Origin of the sequence: Brachybacterium sp. JB7, assembly GCF_003335205.1 — a bacterium.
Classification (GTDB): domain Bacteria; phylum Actinomycetota; class Actinomycetes; order Actinomycetales; family Dermabacteraceae; genus Brachybacterium; species Brachybacterium alimentarium.
Window position 1 is genome coordinate 128,941 of sequence record NZ_QPGN01000005.1, and the last position, 25,827, is coordinate 154,767.

General features: G+C 70.1%; 21 protein-coding genes. 11 read left to right on the forward strand and 10 right to left on the reverse strand.

The genetic code is table 11. The annotated features are described in order from the left end of the window. The first annotated feature begins 113 nt into the window (after positions 1-113). Positions 114-3,593, forward strand: a complete 3,480-nt coding sequence (locus tag CIK81_RS08375; RefSeq protein WP_096196996.1) for a GH92 family glycosyl hydrolase — start codon at positions 114-116, stop codon at positions 3,591-3,593. Between the two features lie 269 nt (positions 3,594-3,862). On the opposite strand, the gene CIK81_RS08380 is transcribed toward CIK81_RS08375, so the two are convergent. The 4 genes from CIK81_RS08380 to CIK81_RS08395 form a co-directional block, all read right to left on the reverse strand. Then, a complete protein-coding gene (locus CIK81_RS08380) occupies positions 3,863-4,687 on the reverse strand; it encodes a TIGR02206 family membrane protein (RefSeq protein WP_241964080.1) in 825 nt (274 codons plus the stop codon). 471 nt (positions 4,688-5,158) lie between these two features. Further along, positions 5,159-7,276 carry a fructose-specific PTS transporter subunit EIIC gene (locus tag CIK81_RS08385; protein WP_114355615.1) on the reverse strand — a complete coding sequence of 706 codons (2,118 nt, stop codon included), beginning with the start codon at positions 7,274-7,276 and terminating at the stop codon, positions 5,159-5,161. A gap of 64 nt (positions 7,277-7,340) precedes the next feature. Then, a complete protein-coding gene (locus tag CIK81_RS08390) occupies positions 7,341-8,297 on the reverse strand; it encodes a 1-phosphofructokinase family hexose kinase (protein WP_114355616.1) in 957 nt (318 codons plus the stop codon). Continuing rightward, positions 8,294-9,100, reverse strand: a complete 807-nt coding sequence (locus tag CIK81_RS08395) for a DeoR/GlpR family DNA-binding transcription regulator (protein WP_241964081.1) — start codon at positions 9,098-9,100, stop codon at positions 8,294-8,296. The genes CIK81_RS08390 and CIK81_RS08395 overlap by 4 nt, the downstream gene beginning before the upstream one ends. 257 nt (positions 9,101-9,357) lie before the next feature. Between CIK81_RS08395 and CIK81_RS08400 the strand changes: the two genes are divergently transcribed. Together CIK81_RS08400 and CIK81_RS08405 are read left to right on the forward strand one after the other, a co-directional pair. Next, a protein-coding gene (locus tag CIK81_RS08400) for an IS3 family transposase (RefSeq protein ID WP_241963936.1) occupies positions 9,358-10,523 on the forward strand; the annotation gives its coding sequence in 2 pieces (ribosomal slippage) (positions 9,358-9,642 and positions 9,645-10,523; 1,164 coding nt in all). A gap of 182 nt (positions 10,524-10,705) precedes the next feature. Next, entirely contained in the window at positions 10,706-11,236 is a 531-nt protein-coding gene (locus tag CIK81_RS08405; protein WP_096165965.1) for a phosphoribosyltransferase, read from the forward strand. Positions 11,237-11,277: 41 nt separating this feature from the next. On the opposite strand, the gene CIK81_RS08410 is transcribed toward CIK81_RS08405, so the two are convergent. Beyond that, positions 11,278-12,849 (reverse strand): glycoside hydrolase family 10 protein, encoded by a 1,572-nt coding sequence (locus tag CIK81_RS08410; RefSeq protein WP_199586329.1) that lies wholly within the window; start codon positions 12,847-12,849, stop codon positions 11,278-11,280. 88 nt (positions 12,850-12,937) lie between these two features. Further along, complete coding sequence (locus tag CIK81_RS08415) at positions 12,938-14,035, reverse strand: DUF808 domain-containing protein (RefSeq protein ID WP_096165963.1); 1,098 nt, start codon at positions 14,033-14,035, stop codon at positions 12,938-12,940. A gap of 236 nt (positions 14,036-14,271) precedes the next feature. Between CIK81_RS08415 and CIK81_RS08420 the strand changes: the two genes are divergently transcribed. Both CIK81_RS08420 and CIK81_RS08425 read left to right on the forward strand, forming a co-directional pair. Continuing rightward, positions 14,272-14,919, forward strand: a complete 648-nt coding sequence (locus CIK81_RS08420; RefSeq protein ID WP_096165962.1) for an NAD(P)-dependent oxidoreductase — start codon at positions 14,272-14,274, stop codon at positions 14,917-14,919. Between the two features lie 368 nt (positions 14,920-15,287). Next, positions 15,288-16,466: an MFS transporter gene (locus CIK81_RS08425; RefSeq protein WP_241964082.1), complete on the forward strand. Its 1,179-nt coding sequence runs from the start codon at positions 15,288-15,290 to the stop codon at positions 16,464-16,466. A gap of 15 nt (positions 16,467-16,481) precedes the next feature. Here CIK81_RS08425 and CIK81_RS08430 read toward each other — a convergent pair whose 3' ends face one another. Together CIK81_RS08430 and CIK81_RS08435 are read right to left on the reverse strand one after the other, a co-directional pair. Continuing rightward, entirely contained in the window at positions 16,482-16,796 is a 315-nt protein-coding gene (locus tag CIK81_RS08430) for an acylphosphatase (RefSeq protein WP_096165960.1), read from the reverse strand. Then, positions 16,796-19,273 (reverse strand): phosphoketolase, encoded by a 2,478-nt coding sequence (locus CIK81_RS08435; RefSeq protein ID WP_096165959.1) that lies wholly within the window; start codon positions 19,271-19,273, stop codon positions 16,796-16,798. The genes CIK81_RS08430 and CIK81_RS08435 overlap by 1 nt, the downstream gene beginning before the upstream one ends. Positions 19,274-19,667: 394 nt before the next feature. Between CIK81_RS08435 and CIK81_RS08440 the strand changes: the two genes are divergently transcribed. Next, positions 19,668-20,453, forward strand: coding sequence for a PepSY domain-containing protein (locus tag CIK81_RS08440; RefSeq protein WP_114355617.1), 786 nt, complete (start codon positions 19,668-19,670; stop codon positions 20,451-20,453). Positions 20,454-20,578: 125 nt separating this feature from the next. Here CIK81_RS08440 and CIK81_RS08445 read toward each other — a convergent pair whose 3' ends face one another. Continuing rightward, complete coding sequence (locus CIK81_RS08445) at positions 20,579-21,751, reverse strand: amidohydrolase (RefSeq protein WP_096165957.1); 1,173 nt, start codon at positions 21,749-21,751, stop codon at positions 20,579-20,581. A gap of 85 nt (positions 21,752-21,836) precedes the next feature. Between CIK81_RS08445 and CIK81_RS08450 the strand changes: the two genes are divergently transcribed. The 5 genes from CIK81_RS08450 to CIK81_RS08470 all read left to right on the forward strand — a co-directional run bounded on the left by CIK81_RS08450 (position 21,837) and on the right by CIK81_RS08470 (position 25,176). Then, a complete protein-coding gene (locus tag CIK81_RS08450; protein ID WP_158541969.1) occupies positions 21,837-22,706 on the forward strand; it encodes a PPK2 family polyphosphate kinase in 870 nt (289 codons plus the stop codon). Between the two features lie 159 nt (positions 22,707-22,865). Then, on the forward strand, positions 22,866-23,363 hold the full coding sequence (gene tpx, locus CIK81_RS08455) for a thiol peroxidase (RefSeq protein ID WP_096165956.1): 498 nt from the start codon (positions 22,866-22,868) through the stop codon (positions 23,361-23,363). Positions 23,364-23,518: 155 nt separating this feature from the next. Continuing rightward, positions 23,519-23,899: a DUF488 domain-containing protein gene (locus CIK81_RS08460; protein ID WP_096165955.1), complete on the forward strand. Its 381-nt coding sequence runs from the start codon at positions 23,519-23,521 to the stop codon at positions 23,897-23,899. Between the two features lie 79 nt (positions 23,900-23,978). After that, positions 23,979-24,215: a hypothetical protein gene (locus CIK81_RS08465; RefSeq protein ID WP_141393724.1), complete on the forward strand. Its 237-nt coding sequence runs from the start codon at positions 23,979-23,981 to the stop codon at positions 24,213-24,215. Positions 24,216-24,288: 73 nt separating this feature from the next. Next, a complete protein-coding gene (locus tag CIK81_RS08470) occupies positions 24,289-25,176 on the forward strand; it encodes a sulfite exporter TauE/SafE family protein (RefSeq protein WP_096165953.1) in 888 nt (295 codons plus the stop codon). A gap of 157 nt (positions 25,177-25,333) precedes the next feature. On the opposite strand, the gene CIK81_RS08475 is transcribed toward CIK81_RS08470, so the two are convergent. Next, positions 25,334-25,816 (reverse strand): pyridoxamine 5'-phosphate oxidase family protein, encoded by a 483-nt coding sequence (locus CIK81_RS08475; protein WP_096165952.1) that lies wholly within the window; start codon positions 25,814-25,816, stop codon positions 25,334-25,336. Between the last annotated feature and the right edge of the window lie 11 nt (positions 25,817-25,827).

Genomic DNA, 25,827 nt, shown 5'->3' on the forward strand with positions numbered 1-25,827 from the left:
CGGTGGTTTCGCCCCGACGACACCGCAGCCGGCGGGCTCCCGTGAGCACCCGCGGCCGTCCCACCCCATGTCGGACACCCCGGCGAGCGGCCGCGGTCGATACTGTGGCGCGCATGATCGTCACCGCAGACCCCGGCCCCGTCGGCTCGCCCACCAGCAAGGACTCGGCGGGCTTTCTCGCGACCTCCGCGCTGCGGTACACGGTCGGTGCCGGAGAGGCCGCCGAGCTGCCGCTGCCGGAGCTCGCCGATGCGCCCTCGCCCGTCGGCCGCACCATCGCCGCCGGAGACGTGCTGCGCTTCTTCCTGTTCCCCGAGCTCGATGCGGGCCAGACCTGGGGCGCGACCCATGTGTCGCTCGACCTCGTCCTCACGGACGGATCCCGCCTGTCCGAGTTCGAGCCTCGGGACCAGTACGGCACGACGGCCACCGCCCGCGGCCTCGGCGAGGGCAAGATCCTGTACGCCGACCAGTGGAACGACGTGCAGGTACCGCTGGATGCCGCCGTGGGTCGCACGATCGCCGAGGTGCTGCTGGTGGCCGACGTCCCCGCCGGCTCCGACGCCGACGCTCCGGACTCCTCCGATCCTGACGCCGAGGAGCAGAGCGCCGAGGAGGGCCCCACGGTGCATCACTACCCGGGCCTGGAGGATCCCCTGCCGGATGACGCTTCGGGCGACGCGGGGCACCTGACCCTCGCCACGCAGGTGAACCTCGCCGCGCACGAGGATCTCGAGGAGGACATCGACGTCGAGGAGCTCGATGCCGGAGCCCACGAGGCCGAGACCGCTGCCGCCACTGCTGCCGACAACGAGGCGGACGTCGAGGAGCAGAACGGGCCGACCGAGCCGGTGGAGTTCGTCGGCTGGGTCGACGGCCCCTATCTCGGTCCGCTCCCCGCAGACCCCTCCCGGGAGGATCCGGTGGCGTGGGTGGACACCCGTCGCGGCACCTATGCCTCCGGGGACTTCTCCCGTGGCAACAACCTCCCGCTGACCGCAGTGCCCAACGGCTTCGCGTTCTTCACCCCGGTCACGGACGCCCGCACCCGGCGCTGGCTGTACGAATACCACCGCCGCAACGGCGAGGACAACCGCCCCCGCCTGCAGGGCATGGCCATCTCCCACCAGCCCAGCCCCTGGATGGGAGACCGCAACCAGTTCGTGCTCATGCCCCTGCAGGGCGAGTCGCCCGATGCCACGCCGGCCGCACGCGCTCTCGGCTTCGACCACGCCGAGGAGACCGCCCGCCCCGATCTCTACGAGGTGGCGCTGGACGGCGGCACCTCCCTGCGGCTGGCACCCACCGACCACGGCGCGATCTGCGAGATCGACTTCACCGCCGATGCCGGCACGCCGCATCTGCTGCTCGAGGGCGTCGACGAGAACAACCGCATCGATGCCGCCGGTGCGGTGTTCGACGGGCGCCTGCGTGCCTGGGTCGACTCCGGCCTCACCGAGGGCTACGCCCGGGCCGACGGTGCCACCCGGATGTTCGTGCTCGCCGAGGTCGATCCCGCGCCGCTCTCGGTGGCCGGCGCTCAGGGCGACTCCACCGGCAGTGTGCTCACCTTCGCGGAGGGGACGGAACGCGTCACGGTGCGCCTGGTCACGAGCTTCATCGGCCTCGATCAGGGGCAGCGCACCTTCGCCCAGGAGGTCGAGCGCCGCAGCTTCTCCCAGGTGCGTGAGGCCGCCCACGGTGCCTGGACGGAGCGTCTGCGGGTGATCGAGCCGGGCACCGCGACCGCGCCCCAGCTGCGCACCCTGTACGGGAACCTCTATCGGCTGAACCTCTACCCCAACTCCCAGTGGGAGAACGCGGGCACTGCGACCCGGCCCGAGCCCGTGCATGCGAGCCCGGTGCGCCCCACCAAGGGCAGGGCGACGGACACCCGCACCAACGCTCAGGTGCTGCCCGGAGCGATCCACGTGAACAACGGCTTCTGGGACACCTACCGCACCGCGTGGCCCGCCTACGCCCTGCTCTATCCCGAGCTGGCCGCAGAACTCGCCGACGGCTTCGTGCAGCAGTACCGCGAGGGCGGCTGGATCGCCCGCTGGTCCTCTCCGGGATACGCCGACTGCATGACCGGCACCAGCAGCGACATCGCCTTCGCGGATCTCGCCGTCAAGGGAGTCGCCCTGCCCGACCCGCTCGGCGCCTACGAGTCCGGGCTGCGCAACGCCACGGTCGCCCCCGAGCAGACCGAGGTGGGCCGCAGGGGCAACGAGCGGGCCGTGTTCACCGGCTACGTCGACACCGACACCTCCGAATCGGTCTCCTGGACGCTCGAGGCCCATATCAACGATTTCGGTCTCGCCGCCCAGGCGGAGCTGCTGGCCGACGCCACCGAGGACGAGCAGCACGCCGCGCAGCTGCGCGAGGAGGCCGCCTACCTGCGGGCCCGGTCCGCGAACTACCTGCTGCTGTTCGATCACGGGGTCGGCTTCTTCCAGGGTCGGCGGGCCGACGGCGCATTCGCGCAGAGCCCGGAGGAGTTCGATCCGAGAGTCTGGGGCGGGGACTTCACGGAGACCGACGGTTGGAACTTCGCCTTCCATGTCCCGCACGACGGCGAGGGCCTGGCATCGCTCTACGGAGGCCGGGAGTTCCTGCGTGCGAAGCTCGACGAGTTCTTCGCGACCCCGGAGCGTGCCGATCTCCAGGGCACCTACGGCCACGTGATCCACGAGATGGACGAGGCACGGGCGGTGAGGATGGGCCAGTTCGGCGTCTCCAACCAGCCCTCCCACCACATCCCCTTCCTCTACCACCACGCCGGCGCACCGCAGAGCGCCTCCCAGGTGGTGCGGGAGGTCCACCGTCGGCTGTTCGTGGGCGAGCAGATCGGTCAGGGATACCCGGGGGACGAGGACAACGGCGAGATGAGCGCCTGGTGGCTGCTCACCGCACTGGGCCTGTATCCGCTGCAGCTGGGCACCGGCCGGTACCACCTGGTGGCGCCGCTGTTCGACCACGTGCACGTCAAGCCCCTCGGGGGCGAGCCGTTCACCGTCGTCGCCGAGACCCGCGGCGACGGCGACGACGACTGCATCACGGGATACACGCGCGACGGTGCAGAGCATCGCGGTGCCTGGATCGACCATGAGGACCTCCGAGGGCGCCTGCACGCCCGCCTCGGCTCCCGGGCCGACGCCGAGGCCACGGCCTGGGGCGTCGTGCCGCCCTCGGCCACCCCGACCGGGCACTACCCCCACCCGCTGCGGGACCTGTTCCGCACCGATCCCTCGAACCCGCTGCAGGACGACGACTCGCGCACCGAGCAGACCTGGCCCGGCTCGAGCGCGACGATCGACCTCCCCGAGCTGGGCGAGCCGCTCGCGGCACGATTCCTCACGCTGACCTCCTCGGCGGAGGAGGGCGGCGACCCGATCGCCTGGCGGCTCGAGGGCTCCCAGGACGGCGAGACGTGGGAGTTGCTGGACGAGCGCTCCACGCAGAGCTTCCGCTGGCGTCGGCAGACCCGCCCGTTCCAGATCCCGGCCCCGCGCGGATTCACCCACCACCGCCTGGTCATCACCACGGCACAGGGCCCCCTCCGCCTCGCGGAGATCGAACTGCTCGCCTGACCGCCTGGCCACGCCATCGCCTTACCACCTGACTGCCCGATTGCCTGACCACCTGACCCGCCCACTCTGTGTGGCTGCCCGGTCCGCATGGCCTGCGTAATCGCCTGACCTGCACAGCCGCCTGACCTGCACCCTTCCAGACGCTCGCTTCGGCCCGCCACGAACCGGCGCCCGTTTCGCGATGTCGCGGACGGGCCGCTGGTGAGGTCATCTGGCCATATCGCCAGTGCGCCTCACCAGCGGCCCGTCCGTGACGCGCGGCGGGCGCGTCAGATCGTCGCGGCCTGTGGCGGGCGCCTGACATCGTTGGCTACGTGTCCGGCGACAGGTGGTTGGCGCAGCAGTCCGCCGCGGCCGGTGAGCGGGGCAGGGGAATGACGGTTCAGCAGTACCCATGGCCAGGTCATCAGCGCCCACACCGCGGCGATCAGCACCGCTTCGACGACGAGGTACTGCGGCCACGGCCCCAGCAGGTCCAGGATGCTGGGGCCCGAAGGCGCATGATTCAGGTAGCCGTAGTTCGCGCCGCTGAGGGCATTGCCGGTGGCGGCGAACCCCGCCCAGAGCAGCGTCACCCCATAGGCGACGCCGTAGCCGCGCCAGGTAGGTCGGTATCGCTGCCCCCAGATGAGCGTGACGGGGATGAGCACCCCGCTGAGATGGGCGATCCAGTACTCGGCGAACTCGAGCGGCACCGAGACGAAGTAGTTCACATCGGGCGTGAGCACGGACTGAAGGTTCAGCGTGAGCCCCCAGAAGTAGGTGACCACGATCAGCCAGCGAGCACGCGTGATCAGGGCGACCGCACCGAGGAACCGCAGGGCGTCCGAGAGATGCAGCGGCAGGGACTCCTCCAGGTTCCACGCCCACGGTGTGAATCCCCAGGCGGTCCAGAGCACGGAGTTCACCAGGAGCGCCCAGCCCGCGCTCCGCAGCGCACGATCCACGGTGAGCGGGTCGCCGCGCCGCGCCCAGACCACGACGAGGATCCCGGACGCCACGAGCAGCACGAGCATCGACACGTGCGCGGAGCCGTAGGCGGGCATGTGGCCGAGCGGCCCGTCCGCCCGCAGCACGCCGGTGGTCGTGCTCATGGCCGCACCGCCCTTCACGCCACGCTCGACTCCGAGGTCTGACCCGTCCTGTCCGGCCCTCGCCGGTGCGAGGCCCCGCACCAGGGCACGCACAGCATCCGCTCTTCGCGGCGACGTTCCTGGGCAGAGCATACGAGAGCGCCCCGCCGAGGCGGGGCGCTCTGCGCGATGTCGGAGGGGCAGGACGTCCAGGAGGTCATGGCCTCAGGAAGTCATGGCTCCGGAAGGTCAGGGCTCCGACAGGTCATGCCCCCCGGAAGGTCATGACCCCAACAGGTCACGACCACGCACGGAAGCGGATCGGAGATCATGAGATACGGGACGCCGGGACGCCGGGACGCCGGGACGCCGGGACGCCGGGACGCCGGGACGCCGGGACACCGGGACGCCGGGACACCGGCGAAGCCGGCCCGCCCGCGAGGTCGGGCCACCCGGAGGGCGACCAGACCGAGGGACGGGCCGACAGGTCGATCAGGCGGCGACCTCGGCAGCCTCAGTGGCCGCGGTCTTGCGGCGCCCGAGCTCCTTGAGCACAGTCACCGCGGCGGCGGCCACCAGCGTCCCGGCGAGGATCGCGAGCAGGAAGCCCCAGACCGGGGAGATCGCGAAGACGACGAAGACGCCGCCGTGGGGTGCCTGGGAGCCGACGCTGAACGCCATGATCAGCGCGCCGGTGACGGCGCCGCCGGCCATGGTGGAGGGAATCACCCGCAGCGGGTCCGCCGCGGCGAAGGGGATCGCGCCCTCGGAGATGAAGGCGGCACCGAGCAGCCAGGCGGTGGTGCCGTTCTCGCGTTCGACGGGGGAGTAGAGCTTCCGGCGCACCACGGTGGACAGCGCCATCGCCAGCGGCGGGACCATGCCGGCGGCCATCACCGCGGCCATGATCTGGAAGGACGCCTCGGTGCCCTGAGACAGACCCGCGGTGGCGAACAGGTAGGCCGCCTTGTTGACGGGGCCGCCCAGATCGAAGCACATCATGAGCCCGATGATCACGCCGAGGAGGATGGCGGAGGACCCGGACATGCTGGTCAGACCGTCCTGCAGAGCAGTCATCAGAGTGGCCAGGGGGCGGCCGAGGAACAGCAGCATGAGCCCGCCGACCACGAACGTGGTCACCAGCGGGATGATCACCACGGGCATGAGCCCTGCGAGCCACCGCGGCGGCGTCAGCGTCGTGAACCACAGGGCGATCAGACCCGCCAGCAGACCGGTGATGAGCCCGCCGAGGAAGCCGGCGCCGACCGCGACGGACACGGCCCCGCCGATGAAGCCGGGGGCGATGCCGGGTCGCCCGGCGAGACCGAAGGCGATATAGCCGGACAGGGCCGCCACCAGGAAGCCCATCCCGAGATCGCCGAGGGTGAAGAAGACGGCGCCGAGGTAGAGGGCGAGTCCGGCGCGCTCGGTCTGCACCGCGCCGGTGGCGCTCTCGTACGTCTGGTGGTCCGGCAGCGAGGTGAGGGAGAAGCTCGTCGCGACGTCCTGGGCGACGAAGGCGACATCGAAGCCCGCGACGAGGAACCCGAGCGCCATGAGCAGGCCGCCCGCGGCGACGAACGGGATCATGTAGGACACACCGGTCATCACGGCGCCCTGGATCCGACGGGGCCAGGACTGCTGGTTCGCCGCGGAGGAGCTGCTGCTGCTGCTGCTGGACTCTCCGTTTTTCGCAGCACTGCCGGAGGTCGGCACTCGCCGCGTGGACGGGTCCGTCGTCGCGGCGACTGCTTCGTCGATCATCTCGGAGCCATGGGAGATGGCGCGCTTGACCGGATGCTCGACGAGGGGGAGCCCGGCGAAGCGCTCGCGGCCGGAGATGTTCACGTCGGCCGCGACGATCAGGGCGCTCGCCGCAGCGATCTGCTCCTCGGTGAACGGCGTGATGCCGCCGGAGCCCTGGGTCTCGACGTGCAGCTCGACGCCCTTGTCCTTGGCGGCGTTCTCGAGGGACTCCGCTGCCATGTAGGTGTGGGCGATGCCGGTGGGGCACGAGGTGATCGCCAGCAGCACGGGCTGACCGCTCGCAGTGGCGCTGGCCTGTGCCTCATCGGTGCCCAGTGCCGCATCGCCCTGTGCCGCATCGGTGCCCTGTGCCGCATCGCCCTGTGCCGTGTCGTCGTGGGCCGTATCGGGTGCGGGTTCGATGACACCCATCACCAGGTCCGAGACCTCATGGGGCTCCTTCGCCGCGCGCAGGTCCGCGAGGAACTCCGGACGGATCAGGGCCCGGGAGAGCTGGGCGAGCAGCTTGAGGTGCTGATCGTCGGTGCCGGCTGGGGCGGCGATGCCGATGATGAGATCGGCAGGCCCGTCGGCCGATCCGAAGTCGACCGGCTCGGCGAGCCGCAGGAACCCGAGCGCCGCCTCGTGGACGGCGTCGGTGCGGCAGTGGGGGATCGCGAAGCCGCCGGGCATGCCGGTGGCGAAGGATTCCTCGCGCTTGAGCAGACCAGCTTCGAGTCCGTCGCGCTCGGCGCGGCCGGTGGCGGAGATGAGGTCTGCCATCAGACCGATCACGGCCTGCTTGTCACCCGGAGGGGCGACCTCCAGACGGACCAGTTCGGGGGTCATCAAAGGGCCGGGCATGGGTTCTCCTTCGAACGGGCTCACCCGCGACAGCGGGTGAGGGACTGCGGGATGAGAAGACGGGTCAGAGCCGGACGACGCGGTCCGCGGTGACGTGGACCTGGTCGGGGCGAGGGATGGTGGTGCCGGGCAGGCCGACGGCGGCCGTCCCGTAGGCGAGCGCGCGGGCCAGGCTCCGTGCGGGGTCCTCGCCGAGCTCGCGAGCGATGAGATAGCCGGCGGTCGCGGAGTCCCCGGCCCCGACGGTGGAGACCACCGGTCCGGACGGGGACGAGGAATACCAGGCCGAGCCCTCGGTGGCGAGCAGTCCGCCGGCCGCGCCGAGCGTCACCAGGACGGCTCCCACTCCGCGCTGGTGCAGGTCGAGGGCGGCGTCGCGCACGCCGTCGAGGTCGCCGTCCTCGGCCTGCTGCTCGAGCAGGTTCCCGTCGACGCCGAGGATCTGCCCCAGCTCCTCCGCATTGGGTTTGAGGAAGTCGGGAGCCACGGCGGGAAGCGCCGCTGCCAGGGCCGTGAGAGGCGCATCGGAGGTGTCCACGCCGACCCAGGCACCTTGGGAGCGGATCGCCGCGACCAGGCGCACGTATTCGTCGGCGGGCAGGCCGGGAGCGAGCGATCCGGAGAGCATCACGCTGTCACCAGGGCTCACGCACTCGCTGAGCAGGGCCTCGAGGGCGTTCACCTCGGCGGTGGTCAGCTGCGCCCCGGGCTCATTGAGCTTGGTGGTGATCTGCGGGGTCGAGAGCACCGTGAGGTTGGTGCGCACCGCTCCCGCGACCGGGCTGGTGCGATGGGGCAGGCCCTCGGCCTCCAGCAGCGAGAGCAGAGGGTCGCCCGACGCTGCGGGGAGCACCGCGGTGACGGCGAGCCCGGCTCGGTGCGCGCCGAGCGCGACATTGATGCCCTTGCCACCGGGCTGCGTGCTGTCGGCGCCGATCCGATGGACCCCTCCGGGGGTGAGTGGGCCGCCGAGATCGACCGTGCGATCCAGCGAGGGATTCGCGGTGAACGTGATGATCATGCGGGGATCACCTCGACCCCGGCCTCGGACAGCAGGTCCATGAGGTCCTGCGGCAGGTCCGCGTCGGTCACCAGCGCGTCGACGTCGGCGAGGGCGGCGAAGGTGACGAGGCGGCGGGCACCGACCTTCGAGGAGTCGGCGAGGATCACGCGCCGTGCCGCGGAATGGACCATCGCGCTCTTGACCGCGGCCTCGTCAGGGTCCGGCGTCGTGAACCCCTCCCCGTCCAGGCCGTTGCAGCCGAGGAAGACGACCTCGGGGTGCAGAGCTCGGATCGCATCGACGGTGGCGGAGCCGACGGCGGCCTCGGTCGTGGGCCGCACCCGACCGGGCAGCACGTGCACCTCGAGGTCGGTGTGGGCGAGTGCTCCCTGCACGATCGCCGGGGCGTTGGTGATCACGGGGCCGCGACGGCCGGCCAGGTGGGGGAGCAGCTCAGCGGTGGTGCTGCCGGCATCCAGCAGCACGGCGGCCCGGGCATCGGCGGGGAGCAGTGCTGCGGCAGCATGGGCGATGCGGCGCTTGACCTCGATGTTCGTGGTCCGACGGGACTCGAGATCCGGTTCGACCTCGGTGGTGCGCCGGGGCACGGCCCCGCCGTGCACGCGGACGAGGAGCCCCCGCTCGGAGAGCTGATCGAGATCCCGGCGCACGGTCTCGGTGGCGACCTCGAACTGCGTGGAGAGGTCGGTGACGGCGACACGGCCCGTGCGGTCCAGGATGTCGAGGATCTGTCGCTGGCGTTCGCGGGCGTACAAGGGGTCACCTGCCTCATCGAAGGGGAGCTCGCCCGGCCCGAACATGAACGGGAGGGAGCCGATGCCAGAACATTACGTCAAGAACCCACACAAAACAACACCCATCTCATGTGGGAATGGGTGGGTTAGTAGGGGGAGTGCAGAGTGCAGAGTGCCGAGCGCTCAGGGCCTCGGGGTCCTGTGAACCCGCCGACGGATTCGACGTCCCGGCCGACGGCCGAACCCTGAGGCTGGGACTGATGCACGATCAGGTGTCACATGATCTGTGGCGCCGTGCGGCGTTGCAGGGAAGGATGTGCGCCATGCCCGCTCCCTATCCCAAAGAGTTCCGTGAGGACGTCGTCCGCGTCGCGAGGAACCGTGAACCCGGCCAGAAGCTCTCCGTGATCGCGAAGGACTTCGGGATCTCCGAGTCCTGCCTGACGAACTGGATGCGCCAAGCGGACGTCGAGGACGGCAACCGGCCTGGGAAGACCCGTGAGGATTCCACCGAGCTGCGCGAGCTCCGACGCCGGAACCGGCTGCTGGAGCAGGAGAACGAGGTGCTCCGCCGTGCTGCTGCATACCTGTCCCAGGCGAATCTGCCGGGAAAATCCTCTACCCGCTCGTGAGCGAGCTCGCCGCCGACGGGATCCCCGTTGCGGTGTCCTTGCGGGTCCTGAAGCTCTCCCGTCAGCCCTACTACCGCTGGCGCAAACAGCAGGTCACCGAGGCCGAGCTGGTCGAGGCCTATCGAGCCAACGCGCTATTGGACGCTCACCGCGACGACCCGGAGTTCGGGTACCGATTCCTCGCCGGCGAAGCCGCTGAGGCTGGTGAGGTCATGTGCGAGCGAACCGCGTGGCGGATCTGCCACGACAACCAGTGGTGGTCCGTTTTCGGGAAGAAGCGCGCCAAGAACGGGAAACGTCCGGGACCGCCTGTCCACGATGACCTCGTCCAGAGGGACTTCACTGCCGATGACGTCAACGAGCTGTGGCTGACCGACATCACCGAGCACTGGACTGATGAGGGCAAGCTCTACCTCTGCGCGATCAAGGACGCCTTCTCCGGCCGGATCGTCGGCTACTCCATGAGTGACCGGATGAAGGCCCGCTTGGCGGTGAACGCCCTGGCCAACGCGGCAACCCGGCGCGGCGACGTTGCTGGCTGCATTGTTCACTCAGACCGCGGGTCGCAGTTTCGATCCCGGAAGTTCGTCCACGCCCTGAACCAGCATCACCTCATCGGATCCATGGGCCAAGTCGGTGCTGCCGGTGATAACGCGGCGATGGAATCCTTCTTCGCGCTACTCCAGAAGAACGTCCTGGACCGGCGCCGTTGGCGCACCCGTGAGGAACTCCGGATCGCGATCATTACCTGGATCGAACGGACCTACCACCGCCGCCGGCGTCAGGCCCGCCTGGGCCGATTGACCCCCATCGAATACGAGACCATCATGAACCCGACCGTCACCCTGGCGGCCTAAACCAAGCTGACACCTGATCGTGCATCAGTCCCGTGGCCCGGGGCCCTGTGTGCCTGTGTGCCTGTGTGCCTGCGTGCCTGTGACAAGGAACCGGCGGACCGGTCCCACGATCCACCCGATCAGCGACGGCCGATATCATCGGAGATCTCTGCGTCGATCGCACCCCGAGGAGAAGAGATCTGATGTCCCAGGCCTACCACGCCGACTCGTCCGAGCTGTCGACCAAGGAGGTCCTCAGCTGGGAGCTGTTCGGCACCGCCTCGAGGGAGCTCGCGCAGACCATCGCCGATTCGGCGTTCGACCCGGAGATCATCATCGCCGTGGCGCGTGGCGGTCTGCTGCCGGCCGGATCCCTCTCTTACGCACTGGGCCTGAAGCTCTCCGACGCGATCAACGTCGAGTTCTACACCGACGTGCACGAGACGCTGCCGGATCCGGTCCTGCTCGCCCCGATGCTCGACACCGAATCGATCAAGGGCAAGCGCCTCCTCGTCGTCGACGACGTCGCCGATTCCGGTCGCACGCTGGCCCTGGTGCTCGATCTGCTGCGCGAGCAGGGCGCAGACGCCCGCAGCGCCGTGCTGTACGCGAAGTCCGCCTCCGTCGTCTCCCCGGACTTCGTGTGGCGCCGCACCGACGAGTGGATCGTCTTCCCGTGGTCGGCCGAGTCGCCCGTGGTCCCGAACCCGGGCGTGGTCCCCGGGAACGCCTGACCGTCGGGCGCTGATCCGCGTCCGAGCCGGCGCGGACCGGCTCAGCCGCGGACCTGCACTGCCTCCGACGGGTCGCTCTGCCGCCAGGTGCGGTCGTAGGCGGTGACGACGTAGTACCCGCTGCCGTCGGCGCCCTCGTGCACCAGAGCCTGGGAGGTGCGGCCGGCGCGCACCGTCGCCACCAGGTTGCGCCCGTCGGCGAGCTCGTCGGCCCCGGCCGTGGCCGACGGCAGACGCCAGAGCGCATAGCTGGTCGCAGCGCGACCGCGCCAGCGCACCTCCACGCCGTCCTCGACGTTCCGCGCGGCCAGGACCGTCGGCGCCTCAGGAGCCTCGCCGGGGATCCCCTCGATCACGGGGACGATCGCCGGATGCGTGTAGTGGCGCTCGACGAGGTCGTCGACCGCCCCGACGGCGTCATCGCGCAGGCTCGCGGCGCTGAAGTAGACGTTGCCGTCGATCGGTGCGAGGGTCTGCGTGAGGTCGAGGTGATCGCCGAGCTCGGTGGCCTCCGGGAAGGTGCCGTCGATCGCCTTGTAGGCGGCCTCGCCGATGTAAAGGGCCACGCCCGTGCCCTCGACCTTGTCGGCCCACCAGCGCGCCAGGGTCTCGTAGTCGGCCGCGGGATGCCCGATCTCCCAATAGATCTGCGGGTTGATGTAGTCCACCCACCCCTCGCGCACCCAGCGCAGGGAGTCCGCGGAGATGATCTCGTAGCTCTCCGAGCCCGAGGTGTCCGAGCCCTCCGGGTCGCTCGTGGCGTTGCGCCAGATGCCGAACGGACTGATCCCGAACCGCACCCAGGGCTTCTCGGCCCGGATGCGCTCGTGCATCTCGCTGACCAGCAGATCGATGTTCCCCCGCCGCCAGTCCTCGATCGATTCGGTCCCGTCCGAATGCGCGGCGAAGGTGTCCTCGTCGGGGATGGTCTGCCCTTCGACGGGGTACGGGTAGAAGTAGTCGTCGAAGTGGGCGCCGTCCACGTCGTACCGGGAGACGGCGTCCATCATCGCGTCCTGCACGAAGGCGCGGACCTCGGGCAGGCCGGGGTCGTAGTAGAGCTTGCCGCCGAACGGCCAGACCCAGTCGGGGTGCACTCGCGCCGGATGGTCCTCGACCAGGTCCGGCTCCTCGGTCATCGCGACCCGGTAGGGGTTGAACCACGCGTGGTATTCGAGGTTGCGCTCATGGGCCGCTTCGATCTGGAAGGCCAGCGGGTCGTAGCCGGGGTCCTCACCCTGGGTGCCCGTGAGGTACGTCGACCACGGCTCGAACGAGGAGGGCCAGAATGCGTCGGCCGTGGGGCGCACCTGCGCGATCACCGCATTCAGCCCGAGCTCCTCGGCGAGGTCGAGCCAGGTCAGGTACTCCTCCTTCTGCTGCGCGACGCTGAGGCCGGGCGCGGAGGGCCAGTCGATGTTCTCGACGGAGGAGAGCCACATGGCACGGAACTGCCGGGCGGGCGGAGGAACAGGATCATCCGCCGCGGCATCGCCGGCCGACGGAGCAGCTGGGTGTGCGAGAGCGGGGACGGAGCCCGCGCTGGCCGTGAAGGCAGTGGCCCCGGCGCCCGTGCTCAGGCGCAGGAAGGTGCGGCGATCAAGAGGAAGCACGGCGGCGCGATCTCCTTCGGCGGTGACAGAGGTCACTCACCGTGGCACAGGTCTGCGCCTCGGGCAAGGCGGCTGCGCTGCGCCGGCCCTACTCCGTCGGCGCGGTCCCCTTGCCTGCCGTCGTGCTCGGAGAAGCCGTCCCGTCGGGCGTGCCGGTTCCCTCCGCCGCGCGCGTCGGTGATTCGTCCGCGCTGCGTCCACCGTGGTTCTCGCCGGCGTCCCCGTCCTGCGAGTTCTTCAGCGTCCGATCGTCCTTCTCGCCGTGGTGCCCGATGGGCAGCAGGTGCAGGATCGCGACGACGACCCCGCCGATGAGCAGACCGAGCACGAAGGAGAAGGCCGTGTTGAGCAGCCAGCCCAGCACGGCGCCCACACCGGCCACGCCGCTGACGGACTCCTCGAGATGGTGGACGAACCCGTAGGGCTGGGCGAGCCCCAGGTCGTGGGTGCCGACGAGCAGAATGTGGCCGCCCACCCAGAGCATGGCGACCATGCCCACGTAGCTGATCACGGTCATGACCGTGGGCATCGCCCGGACCAGGCCGTTGCCGAAGCGCTGCTTGAGATCCGATTCGGCGTCCGACGCCATCGCCAGGCCCACGTCGTCCATCTTCACCAGGACCCCGACCGCGCCGTACACCAGAGCGGTGATGCCGATCGCGACGACGATGAGCACGGCGGCCTGCTCCCACACCGAGGTGGGGGCGAAGGAGTTCATGGAGATGACCATGATCTCCGCCGAGAGGATCAGATCGGTGCGCACGGCGCTGGAGACGATCCTGCCCTCCGCATCGGCACCCTGCGAGGTCGCCGGCTCCTTCTTCGGTGCGCCGCGCACCAGCTCCCAGACCTTCTCAGCGCCCTCGAAACTGAGGTAGAGGCCACCCAGCATGAGGATCGGCGTCAGCGCCCAGGGCGCGAAGGCGCTCAGCAGCAGCAGGACAGGCAGGATGATCAGCAGCTTGTTGCGCAGGGAACCCTTGGTGATCCGCCAGATGATCGGCAGCTCCCGCGCGGGCTTGATGCCTCGCACGTACTGGGGAGTCACCGCGGCGTCATCGATCACCACGCCCACCGCCTTGGCACTCGCCTTCGCGGAAGCGGCGGCGACGTCGTCGGCGCTGGCGGCGGCCAGGCGAGCGAGTGCAGCGACGTCGTCGAGCAGTGCGGCGAGTCCACCGGCCATCAGAGGGTCCTTCCCCAGGGATCGGCCACCCCGCGGCGGCCGAGCACAGGATATAGGGCGCCTCCCGCCTGACTTGCCGCCTGACTTGCCGCCTGACTTCCCGCCTCACTTCCCGCCTGACTTCCCGCTTCATACCCGGCCATCGCGACCGCGCGCGACCCGGACGGCATTCCACCAGCAGTGAACCTGATGGTCCGGCCCTCGACGGCATCGCATGCCGGTGCAAAGGTGGGGGTATGGATATTGCACTCATCGGAGGACACGGCAAGGTCGCACTGCTCGCGGAGCCGCTGCTCGTGGACGCGGGTCACACCGTCCACGCAGTGATCCGCAACCCCGAGCAGACGGCAGAGATCGAGGCCACCGGCGCGAAGGCCGTCGTGGCGGATATCGAATCGCTCGACGACGCGGGCTGGGACGAGCTGCTGCGCGGCAAGGACGCAGTGGTCTGGGCCGCCGGCGCCGGCGGCGGGAACCCGCAGCGCACCTGGGCCGTGGACCGGGACGCGGCGATCGCGTCGATGGACTCGGCTCAGCGCGTGGGGGCCACCCGGTACCTGATGATCAGCTACTTCGGGGCGAGCCTCGAGCACGGCGTTCCGGAGGACGAGCCGTTCTTCGCCTACGCCGAGGCGAAGGCACAGGCTGACGACCACCTCAAGGGCACCGGTCTCGAATGGACGATCCTCGGGCCGTCGGGGCTCACCCTCGAGGAGCCGACCGGACGGATCGACGCGACCGCGACCGAGAGCAGCACCGTCTCCCGCGGGAACGTCGCCCGGACGATCCTCGCCGCGCTCGAGCGTCCGGCGACCGTCGGGAAGTTCCTCACCTACAACGACGGTGAGCAGGAGATCGGCGAGGCGTTCGACGCCGCCGTCTGATCTCCAGCACCTGAACACCAGCAGGTGAGGATCGGGCCGGCGTCGATCGGGTCGGACCGCGGGCGGTCCCGACCGAAGTCGGCTGCGGCCTCGGCTCCGGCCGACGGCCGCAGACCCGCCTGACCGCGGATGGCTCCGGCAGCGCACAGCGCGCCCGGGGCCATCCGCCGTGCGCAGGCGCCACGCCGTGCGCACGCGCCATGCCGCGTGCAGGCGCCCCGCCGCAGCCCGCGCCGTGACTGAGCGCGCGGCCCGTCCGAGCAGGAAGCTCCCGCGCCCTCGCGAGGCTCGGGGACTCGCCTGTTCAGCCATGAGCCCGTACGAGCAAGTCGTCGCCCGTGCCGGGCCGAGATCGAGGAGGAGCAGCAGTGGACAGCGCACGCCGATGGAGTGGGGTCGTCGCCCTCGCCCTGGGGATCTTCGTGCTCATCACGATCGAGGAGCTGCCGATCGGGGTGCTCAGCGTGATGGCGCCGGAGCTCGGGATCAGCGAGGGGCTCGCGGGACTCTCGGTCACCGTGCCCGGCGTGCTGGCCGGTGTCGTGGCTGTGCTCACCCCGGTGATCGTGCGGGGGATGGACCGCCGCCTCGTGCTCGTGCTGGCCCTGTCCTCGGTGGTGATCTCCTGCGCGCTGAGCGTGGTCGCCCCGAACTTCGCGGTGCTGCTGCTGGCCCGACTCTTCGCCGGGGTCTCCATCGGCCTGTACTGGGCGGTGCTCGCGATCGTCGCGCTCGGCCAGGTCGAGGCGAAGCACAGTGCGCGGGCCCTGACCGTCGCCTTCAGCGGCGCCGGCGCTGCCCTGGTGCTCGGCGTGCCGATGGCCGCATGGATCGGGTCGCACGTGGGATGGCGGGCGGCCTTCGCCGTGGTGGGCCTGATCGCCGTGCTCGTCGCCGTGCTGATCCTGCTGCTCGTGAAGCCGGTGCGCTCGCCGGTGAAGGTGACCCCGGCGATGATGCTCGCCGCCAGTCGTGCGCGCGGCGTGCGCTATGCGATCGTGCTGACCTCGCTGGTGGTGGTCGCCCAGTTCATCACCTACGCCTATGTCAGCCCGATCCTGGTCGCGCGGGCCCAGGTGCCGGTCACCGACATCGGTGTGATGCTGCTGGCCTTCGGCATCGCCGGGCTGATCGGCAACTTCGCCGTCGCTCCGCTGCTGACCCGCAGCGCGCCCTGGGGCGTGCTGGTGGTCTCCTCCGGCGTGGGGATCTCCCTGCTCCTCGTGCTGCTGCTGATGCACACCCCGGCCTCGGCGCTCGCGATCATGCCGCTGTGGGGTCTGTTCGTCGGAGCGATCTCGGTGGCGATCCAGGCCTTCGTGGGCTCCCAGGCCGCCGAGGTCATCGAGGAGGGCACCGCGCTGAACAGCGCCGTGTTCAACGTGGCGATCGCCGTGGGCGCCCTGGTGGGCGGGCTGATCATCGACCGCGCTGGGCAGACCTCGCTGATCGTCACCTCGACGGTGATGGTGCTCGCCGGAGCGGCTGTCGCCGCGAACTACCTGCGCGGCGGCGTCGCCGGGCTCAGACACTCCGAGTCCGCCTGAGCGCGCGGGCAGCGATCAGCCGGTGACGCGGAAGCTCGCCGCGCCTTTCGGGGCCTGCGGGCGCACCTCGGTCCCGCTCACCTGTGCCCCGGGCGGGCCCTCCCGCAGCCAGTCGAGCATCGACCCGACCGCGTCGGACGACCCTTCGACATCCGCCTCGACGGAGCCGTCCCACAGGTTCCTCACGGTCCCGACCACGCCCAGACGCTCCGCCTCGGACGCGGCCGCCATGCGGAAGCCGACGCCCTGAACGCGTCCCTGCACCCGCACGAGACGACGTAGGACGCCGTGGTCCGCCGAGTCGCCGGCGGTCGGAGCAGGTCCTGTCATCAGTTGTCGCCTCCGGTGTCCTGGGCCTGCGCCGGGGCGCCGCCGGCTGCGTGGTCGGCGGTGTCGTCCCACTGCCACTGGGCGATGTGCGCCGGGTCCTCGCCGTGCTCGTAGGCGTGGGCGCGGGCTCGGAGTCTGGCATCGACCATCTGCTGCCGAAGACCCGCATACCGTGTGGCCAGGCCCTCGACCCGGTCGATCACATCCATCACGAGGTGGTAGCGGTCGGAATCGTTGAGCATGAGCATGTCGAAGGGCGTGGTGGTGGTGCCCTCCTCCTTGTAGCCCCGCACGTGGATCCGGGAATGCCGATCGTGACGGTAGGCCAGGCGATGGATCAGCCACGGATAGCCGTGATAGGCGAAGATCACCGGGAGGTCCTCGCCGAAGACCCCGTCGAAGTCCTGGGGCGAGAGGCCATGGGGATGCTCGGTGTCCTCCTGCAGACGCATCAGGTCCACCACGTTCACCACCCGCACCTTCAAGGAGGGGATCTCCTCGCGCAGGATCTTCGCGGCCGCGAGCGTCTCGATGGTGGGGATGTCCCCGGCGCAGGCGAGGACCACATCCGGTTCCTCGCCGTCCACCTCGGTGCCGGCCCACTCCCAGATGCCGAGCCCGCGGGCGCAGTGCACGGCGGCCTCGTCCAGGCTCAGCCAGTTCGGGTTCGGCTGCTTCCCGGCCACGACCACGTTGACGTACTGGCGAGAGCGCAGGCAGTGATCGTAGGTGGACAGCAGGGTGTTCGCGTCCGGCGGGAGGTAGACCCTCACGATCTCGGCCTTCTTGTTGACCATGTGATCGATGAACCCGGGATCCTGATGGCTGAAGCCGTTGTGGTCCTGCCGCCACACGTGCGAGCTCAGCAGGTAGTTCAGCGAAGCCAGCGGCCGGCGCCACTCCAGCTCGTTGGTGACCTTCAACCATTTCGCGTGCTGGTTGACCATCGAATCGACGATGTGGATGAAGGCCTCGTAGGAGGAGAAGAGCCCGTGCCGGCCCGTGAGCAGGTACCCCTCGAGCCAGCCCTGGCACTGGTGCTCCGAGAGCACCTCCATCACGCGGCCGGAGCGTGCCAGGTGCTCGTCGCGGTCGTGCGGCTCGAAGTCAGCGTTCCACTGCTTGTCGGTCGCCTCGTACACGGACTGCAGGCGGTTGGACGCGGTCTCGTCGGGACCGAAGATCCGGAAGTTGTCCGGGTTGTCCCGGACGACGTCCCGCAGCCACCCGCCCAGCACCTTCGTCGCCTCGGAGACCGAGGCGCCGGGTCGATCGACCTCGACGGCATGGTCGCGGATATCGGGCAGACGCAGCGGGATCAGCACGGAGCCGCCGTTGGTGGCGGGGTTCGCCGACATCCGCTGCGCCGACGCCGGAGCAGTGCTCGCGATCTCCTCGAGCAGGCGGCCGTCCTCGTCGAACAGCTCCTCGGGACGGTAGGAGCGCAACCACGCATCGAGGTCGGCGAGGTGCTCCTCGGTGTCGCGGGCGCTGGCGAGCGGCACCTGATGGGAGCGCCAGGAGCCCTCGGTGACCTGACCGTCGATCGTCTTCGGGCCGGTCCAGCCCTTCGGCGTGCGGAAGACGATCATCGGCCAGGCGGGCCGTTCGGTCTCGCGGCCGTGCGCGGCGTCCTCCTGCGCCCGCTGCTTGATCTCGGCGATCTGGTCCAGCGCCTCGTCGAGGACGGCGGCGAAGCGCTCGTGCGCCGCCATCGGGTCCTCGTCCTCGAACCCGCCGGTGAAGAACAGCGGGGTGTGCCCGTAGCCGCGCAGCAGCGCTTCGAGCTCCTCGTCGCCGAGACGGGCCAGCACGGTGGGATTGGCGATCTTGTAGCCGTTCAGGTGCAGGATCGGCAGCACCACGCCGTCCTGCTGGGGGTTGGTGAACTTGTTCGAGTGCCACGACGTGGCCAACGGACCGGTTTCCGCCTCGCCATCACCCACCACGGTGAAGGCGATCTGGTCGGGCCTGTCGAACATCGCGCCGTAGGCATGGGAGAGCGAGTATCCGAGCTCGCCGCCCTCGTGGATCGACCCGGGGGTCTCCGGCGCCACGTGCGAGGGGATGCCGCCGGGGAAGGAGAACTGCGTGAACAGGCGGTTCAGCCCCTCCTCGTCCTGGCTCACGGCGGGGTAGACCTCGCTGTAGGTGCCTTCGAGGTAGGTGGCGGCCACCAGTCCGGGCCCGCCGTGCCCGGGGCCGGTGATGTACATGGCGTTCAGGCCGCGCTGCCGGATCGCCCGGTTGGCGTGGGCGTACAGGAACGTGAGCCCCGGCGTGGTGCCCCAGTGCCCGAGCAGACGGGGCTTGACATGCTCGCGCTGCAGCGGCTTGCGCAGCAGAGGGTTGTCCTTGAGATAGATCTGCCCGACCGACAGGTAGTTCGCGGCCCGCCACCAGGCATGGATCCGCGACAGCTCGTCGCCCGAGGGCGGATCGGCGGGGGAGTTCGGCCAGCTCGTGGTGGTGGTCATGGCGCCTTCCTGCTGCGATGGACATCAGGGTCCCCCGGAGGGTTCTCCCCACCGTAGGGGGAGCCGGGGGAGAGCGGAAGGGCCGACGGTCCTGCTCGGCCGCGCGACCGAGGGACGCCGGGGCGCGAAGCCACCGCGGGAAGCCAGGACACGGAGCAGCCGCGCGACGCCACGGCGCGGAGCACGCCACAGCGCGGAGCAGCCGCGGGAGGCCAGGCCGCGGAGCGCGCCAGTGGCGGAGCACGGGTGCCGACGTTCGGGGAGCGCCGGGTGAGAGCTGCATGAGGCCTCGATGAGAGTGTTCTCAGAGTGCTCGACCGTTGTTCAGCAGCGCCATAGCCTGGGCATATCGACCGCACATCGGGGCAGACGCCCCTCGAGGAGGAGACTCGCCATGACCCGCACGATGCGCCTCGGCACCACCACCCGCACCACGACTCGCGCCGCCGCCCTGGGTGCGCTCGTGATCGCCCTGGCCGCCGGATGCAGCGGCGCCGACGATGCCGGTTCGCCCGCGGACGGCGACTCCGACACCTCGACGAGCGAGGACAGCGGCGCGAGCGACACCGGGGGCGCGGCGGCCGACGACGGCTCTGCCTCCGATGGTGGTTCTGCGTCCGACGGAGATTCTGCGTCCGACGCGGGCTCTGTGACCGACGGCAGCGCCTCGGACGCCGGCGGGTCCGGTGACGCAGGTGGAGAGGCCGGCACATCGGACCCGGCGGGCGCCCCGCTGCCCGAGGACGCCGACCTCGCGACCGAGCAGCTCGCGATCTCTGCTGAGGACGCGGTGTCCATCGCCGTCGAGACCGCCGGCGGAGGCGAGACGGAATCCGTCTCGATCGACCACGACGACGACCACGGCTGGACCTGGGAGATCGAGGTGCGGACGGATGGCCAGGAGCACGACCTCGACATCGACGCCACCACCGGCGAGGTCCTCGAGCACGACCAGGAGCGGGACCGCGTGGAGGACCCGGCCGTCGACGTCACCTCCCCGATGACCCCGCAGCAGGCGATCGAGATCGCCCTGCAGGAGCGCGAGGGTCGGGTCTCCGGCTGGGAGCTGGATGCGGATGACGGCGCCATCCGCTACCAGATCGAGCTCGAGACCTCCGGGGACGACGACGTGGAGATCGACGTGGACGTCGAGACCGGTGACGTGCGCATCGACGACTGAGCGGGAGCGCCCGGCCCGCACTCTCGGGAGCGCCCGGCCCGCACTCTCCGGTCCGGGCGGGCGCTCGAGTCGGATGCCCGAGGGCGCGATCTCTGGACGCGCCCACCGGGACGCTCATCGAGCGCTCAGCGCGCGGCGATCACGGGCTCCCCGGACTCGTCGCGGTGCATGACCTGGCGTCCCTGCTGCCATACCCGCAGGGTGCGATGGCGGGTGTCCAGCGGGTCGCCCTCCCACAGCACGAGGTCCGCGTCCTTGCCCACCTCGATCGAGCCGAGACGCTCCTCGACGCCGAGCACCTCGGCGGGATTGAGCGTGATCGCGCGCAGCGCATCGTCCGGGGCCATCCCGTGCTTGACCGCGAGCGCCGCCTGGTGGACGAGGAAGTCGATCGGCACCACCGGATGGTCCGTGATGATCGAGACCTTCACCCCGGCCGCGGTGAGGATCCCGGGAGCCTTCGGCGTGCGGTGTCGCACCTCGACCTTCGAGCGGGAGACGATCAGCGGCCCGTACAGCACCGGCACCCCGGCGGCGGCGACCTTGTCGGCGATCTGGTACGCCTCCGTGCCGTGGTCGAGCACCAGCTCGAAGCCGAACTCCTCGGCGATCCGCAGCGCGGTGGCGATGTCGTCGGCCCGATGCGAGTGCTGGCGCCATGGGATCTCGCGGCGCAGCACGCGAGCGAGCGCCTCGCTCATCAGATCGGGGTCGCGATCGGACTCGTCCTTCGCCATCCACGCCTGGGCCTTCGCGAACGCCTGCCGGATGGTGAGCGCCACCCCGAGACGGGTCGACGGGGTCTGCTGGCGATCGCCGTAGATGCGCTTGGGATTCTCGCCCAGTGCCGCCTTCAGCCCGGAGGGGCTGCGCAGCACCATGTCGTCCACGACGCGGCCGTGGGTGCGGATCGCGACGGCGAGCCCACCGATGGGGTTCCCGGAGCCGGGGTTGACGTTCACGGCGGTGACGCCGCCGATGATCGCGTCGTCGAAACCGACCTCCACGGGGTTGATCGCGTCGATCGCCCGGGCCGCGGCCATCACCGGATCGGTCATCTCGTTGGTGTCCTGCCCGGCCCAGCCCTCGCCCTCCTCGTCCACGCCGAGGTGCACGTGGGCGTCGAGGAAGCCGGGCAGCAGCCAGCCGCCGTCGGCATCGATGACCAGAGCGTCCTCGGGGACCGGGACATCCGGTCCGGCGGCCGTGATGCGGCCGTCCTCGATCAGGACGGTGCCATCGAAGGCGGGGGAGGCGACGGGATGGACGTGGGCATCGATGAGGGCGGTGATCGTCATGCCTCGACACTCCGCCGACCGATCGGTGGAGTCAAGTGCACGCGGAACCCGGTGTGAGCGCCCCGCCCGCGTTAGCCTGCACCTCATGTCGAAGAAGACCGCTCCCGCAGACCAGAAGCCCCGAGGCTTCCCCATCGCGTCGGACTGGACGGGGGACGTCACCGAGCTCGATCCGCACGCCACCCCGGGCTTCACGGCGAAGAAGGCCCAGGGCAAGAAAGTGCTTGCCGCACGGAACGAGCTCCTCTCCGAGCTCCAGGAGCGGCTGTACGCCCAGCACCACGGCCAGGACGGCGGGCGCTCCGTGCTGCTGATCGTGCAGGGCATGGACACCTCCGGCAAGGGCGGCATCATGCGTCACGTGGTGGGTGCCGTGGACCCCCAGGGCGTCGACATCACGGCGTTCAAGGCCCCCACTCGCGCCGAGAAGCGCCATGACTTCCTGTGGCGGATCCGCAGGCATGCGCCGGCGTCCGGGATGATCGGCGTGTTCGACCGCTCCCAGTACGAGGACGTGCTGATCCACCGGGTCCGGGGCTGGGCCGACGCGCAGGAGATCCGCCGCCGGTACACCGCGATCAACGCCTTCGAGCGTGAGCTCACCGAGGCCGGGACCGTGGTCGTGAAGGTCATGCTCCACCTCTCCCGCGCAGAGCAGGGGGAGCGGCTCAGGGAGCGTCTGGAGCGTCCGGACAAGCAGTGGAAGTTCGCTCCCGGCGACGTGGACGAGCGCGCGCGATGGGAGGAGTACATGGAGGCGTACACGAGGGCGCTGCGTGCCACCTCGACCGTGGGGAGCCCATGGACGGTGGTCCCGGCCGATCGGAAGTGGTACGCCCGGCTCACGGTGCAGCAGCTGCTGCTGGATGCGCTGCGCGGGATCGACCCGCAGTGGCCACCAGCCGATTTTGACGTGACCGAGCAGATCGAACGCCTCGCGGAGACCACCCGCTGACGCTCTCCGGAGGTCTCTGCGGTGACCGCAGCGATGGCCTGGCGATGCCTCCGGCGTGCACCTCCCCGGGAGACGTCGGTTCGCGGTCCCACCAGGCAGCATGGTCCATGCTCCAGGGGGCGGCTTGTGCCGCTGGGGTCTGCGGATGATGATGGGGGCATGGCTTCCATTACTTTCCACAACGATCCCGTCTCCACTGTCGGCGAGCTGCCGGCCAAGGGCTCGGCGCTGCCGACCTTCGAACTGGTCGGCCAGGACCTCGCCCCCGTCGCTAGCTCCGACCTCGCCGGCAAGCGCGTGGTGCTGAACATCTTCCCCTCGCTCGACACCGGCACCTGCGCCATGAGCGTACGGAAGTTCAACGAGCTGGCCGCAGGGTTCGAGAACACTGTCGTCGTCTGCGTCTCCAAGGACCTCCCGTTCGCCCAGGCCCGCTTCTGCGGTGCCGAAGGCATCGAGAACGTCGTCACGGGCTCCGCCTTCCGCTCCTCCTTCGGCGAGGACTTCGGCGTCACCATGGCTGACGGCCCGCTGGCCGGACTGCTCTCCCGCGCGGTCGTCGTCACCGACGCCGAGGGCACGATCGTCTACACCGAGCAGGTGGGCGAGGTCAGCGAGGAGCCCGATTACGAGGGCGCGAAGGCTGCGTTGGCCTGATCCGCACACGGTGATCGTGAGCACGGGAGGAGAACGAGCAGCTGGGCCCGGCAGTGCCAGGACGCTGCACCACCCGTGATCCAGGGCCCGGCCCGCGCTGCACAGCGCGCGCCGGGCCCTCTCTCATCCGCACAGGAGAAGACAGGAGAGTGGGCATGAGCACGATGAAGGTCTCGGTGGAGCGGGTGCAGGACGTGCTGGACGACGAGGGCTCGGCGACGGGCGAGTTCCGGGTGCTGGTGGACCGCCTCTGGCCCCGAGGCATCAAGAAGGAGCGTCTGGACCATGACGCCTGGAACAAGGACGTCGCCCCCAGCTCGGATCTGCGCAAGGCCTTCCACAGCGGAGAGCTGGGCTTCTCGACGTTCTCCGAGCACTACAAGCGTGAGCTCCAGGACAGCGATGCGCCCGAGGACCTGCTCAACCAGGCCCGCAGCCGGCATGCCCGGAACATCGTGCTGCTCTTCGCGGCGAAGGACACCGAGCACAACCACGCCCAGGTGCTGCAGGAGGTGCTGCAGGACCTCGCCGACTGAGCGGGAACCGGCCGGGACCGTCGGCCCGGGACCAAGGTCACCGGGCCGACGATGAGGCGCTTCTAGCGTGGGGGAGCAGGTGGCCGAGCGATCGGCGACCTGGCTCCACCCCGCGATCACGAAGGACTTCCCCATGTCCGTGGCCCTCACCGCCGCCCGTCGTCCCCAGCTCGACCTCGAGGGTGCGCTCACCCTCGCCCAAGAGACCGTCATCCGTGACACCCTTCCCCTGGTCGGTGCGGAGGCCGGGATCCCGGAGGAGCGGGTGCACGTGGAGCTGTTCGCGCCGAACGACTGGCTGCTGCCGGGCCGCTGATCCGGCATAGGGGGCGCGACCGGGCCGTGGACCTCCCACCGCGGGGCCGATCAGATCAGTAGGGTCGTCCGTCGTGGAACCCCTCAGTATCGTCGTCCTGCTCGTCATGGGCACCATCGCCGGCGCCATCAACGCCGCCGTCGGCTCCGGCTCGCTGCTCACGCTCCCGGTGCTCATGGCCATCGGCATCCCCCCGGGCGTCGCGGTGCGGACGAACACCGTGGGCATGTTCTTCTCGACGCTGGGCTCGTGCGTCGGATACCGCCGCGAGATCGTGGCCGAGAAGCAGCACATGCCCCGGCTCCTGGCCACGGCGACGGTCGGCGCCACGGTCGGCGCGATCCTGCTGCTCGTCTCCCCGGCCTCGGCCCTCGACGTCGTCGTGCCGGTCCTGATCGTCCTCGCCCTGCTGCTGGTCGTCTTCCAGAAGCGGATCACCCGCGCACTGCGAACCCGGAAGGGCCGCGGCGGCGCCCCCTCCGCGGACGATGCGCCGAGCGGTGCGGCACCGACCGAGAGCGCGGGCAAGCCGGAGAGCGCGGAGAATGCGGTGAGCGCGACGGGAGCGATCGACGCGTCGTCGGAACGCAGCCCGCTGCAGTCCAAGGGGCTCCTCGGCTCCCTCGGTGCCGCGTCGGTGTACGGCGGCTATTTCACCGCCGCGCAGGGTGTGCTGTACCTGGGGATCCTCGGCGTCTTCACCGGGCGCACCATGGGATCGGTCAACGGGATCAAGAACCTCATGAGCCTGGGCGTGAACCTGGCCGCCGCGGTCGTATACGTCGTCGCGTTCTTCCTGATCGACGCGGAGATCGTCTGGATCGGCAGCGCGGTGATCGCCGCAGGATCACTGCTGGGAGGCTTCTTCGGAGCGCACCTGGCCAAGCGGATGCCGGAATGGATGCTCCGCGGTGTCATCGTCGTCGTCGCGCTGGCGGCCCTGATCCGACAGTTCGTCTGAGGAGTCGACCTCTGTCCGGGCTCCGGGCCTTCTCGGATCCGGTGCGGTCACCTCAGACCCTCCGGCCGACGTGCCATGGGGAACGCGCTGGTCGCGTGCGGGCGAGCATCCGCCCCCAGCACGGATGCCGCCCAGCACGGATCTCACAGCACTGATGTCACAGCTCGGTGGTGCCGCTCGTGCCCTCCGGCTTCTTCCCGGTGACCTTCGCCGTGACCATCGCGGCGAGCACCGCAGGTGCTCCGCCCGGCTTCCCCCAGAACTGGGCGGAGTCACCGTGGATCCGGATCAGACCCAGCCGGGGGTCGTCCACACCGTCGAAGAAGGCATCGACGGCGCCGTCCCACAGCGCCTCCGTCTTCGCGCGGTCGGTGACGAACTCGACCGTTCCGGAGAGCGAGAGCCACGATCCTGGCTTGGAGAAGGCGACGTTCACGGCGGGGTTCGCCCGCAAGGCGTCGGCATGGTCGCTCTCGAGGTCGACGAACAGCCACACGTCAGCGTCGTCGGAGACCTCCTGGACCGTCATCGGGTGGGCGACGAGCTTGCCGTCGGCCGTATTCGTGGTGAGCATGACGATGCGCTCGGAGCGCATCACCGCTACGACATCGGACTGCGAGACCGTCTCGTGGGTGGACATGGTGTACCCCT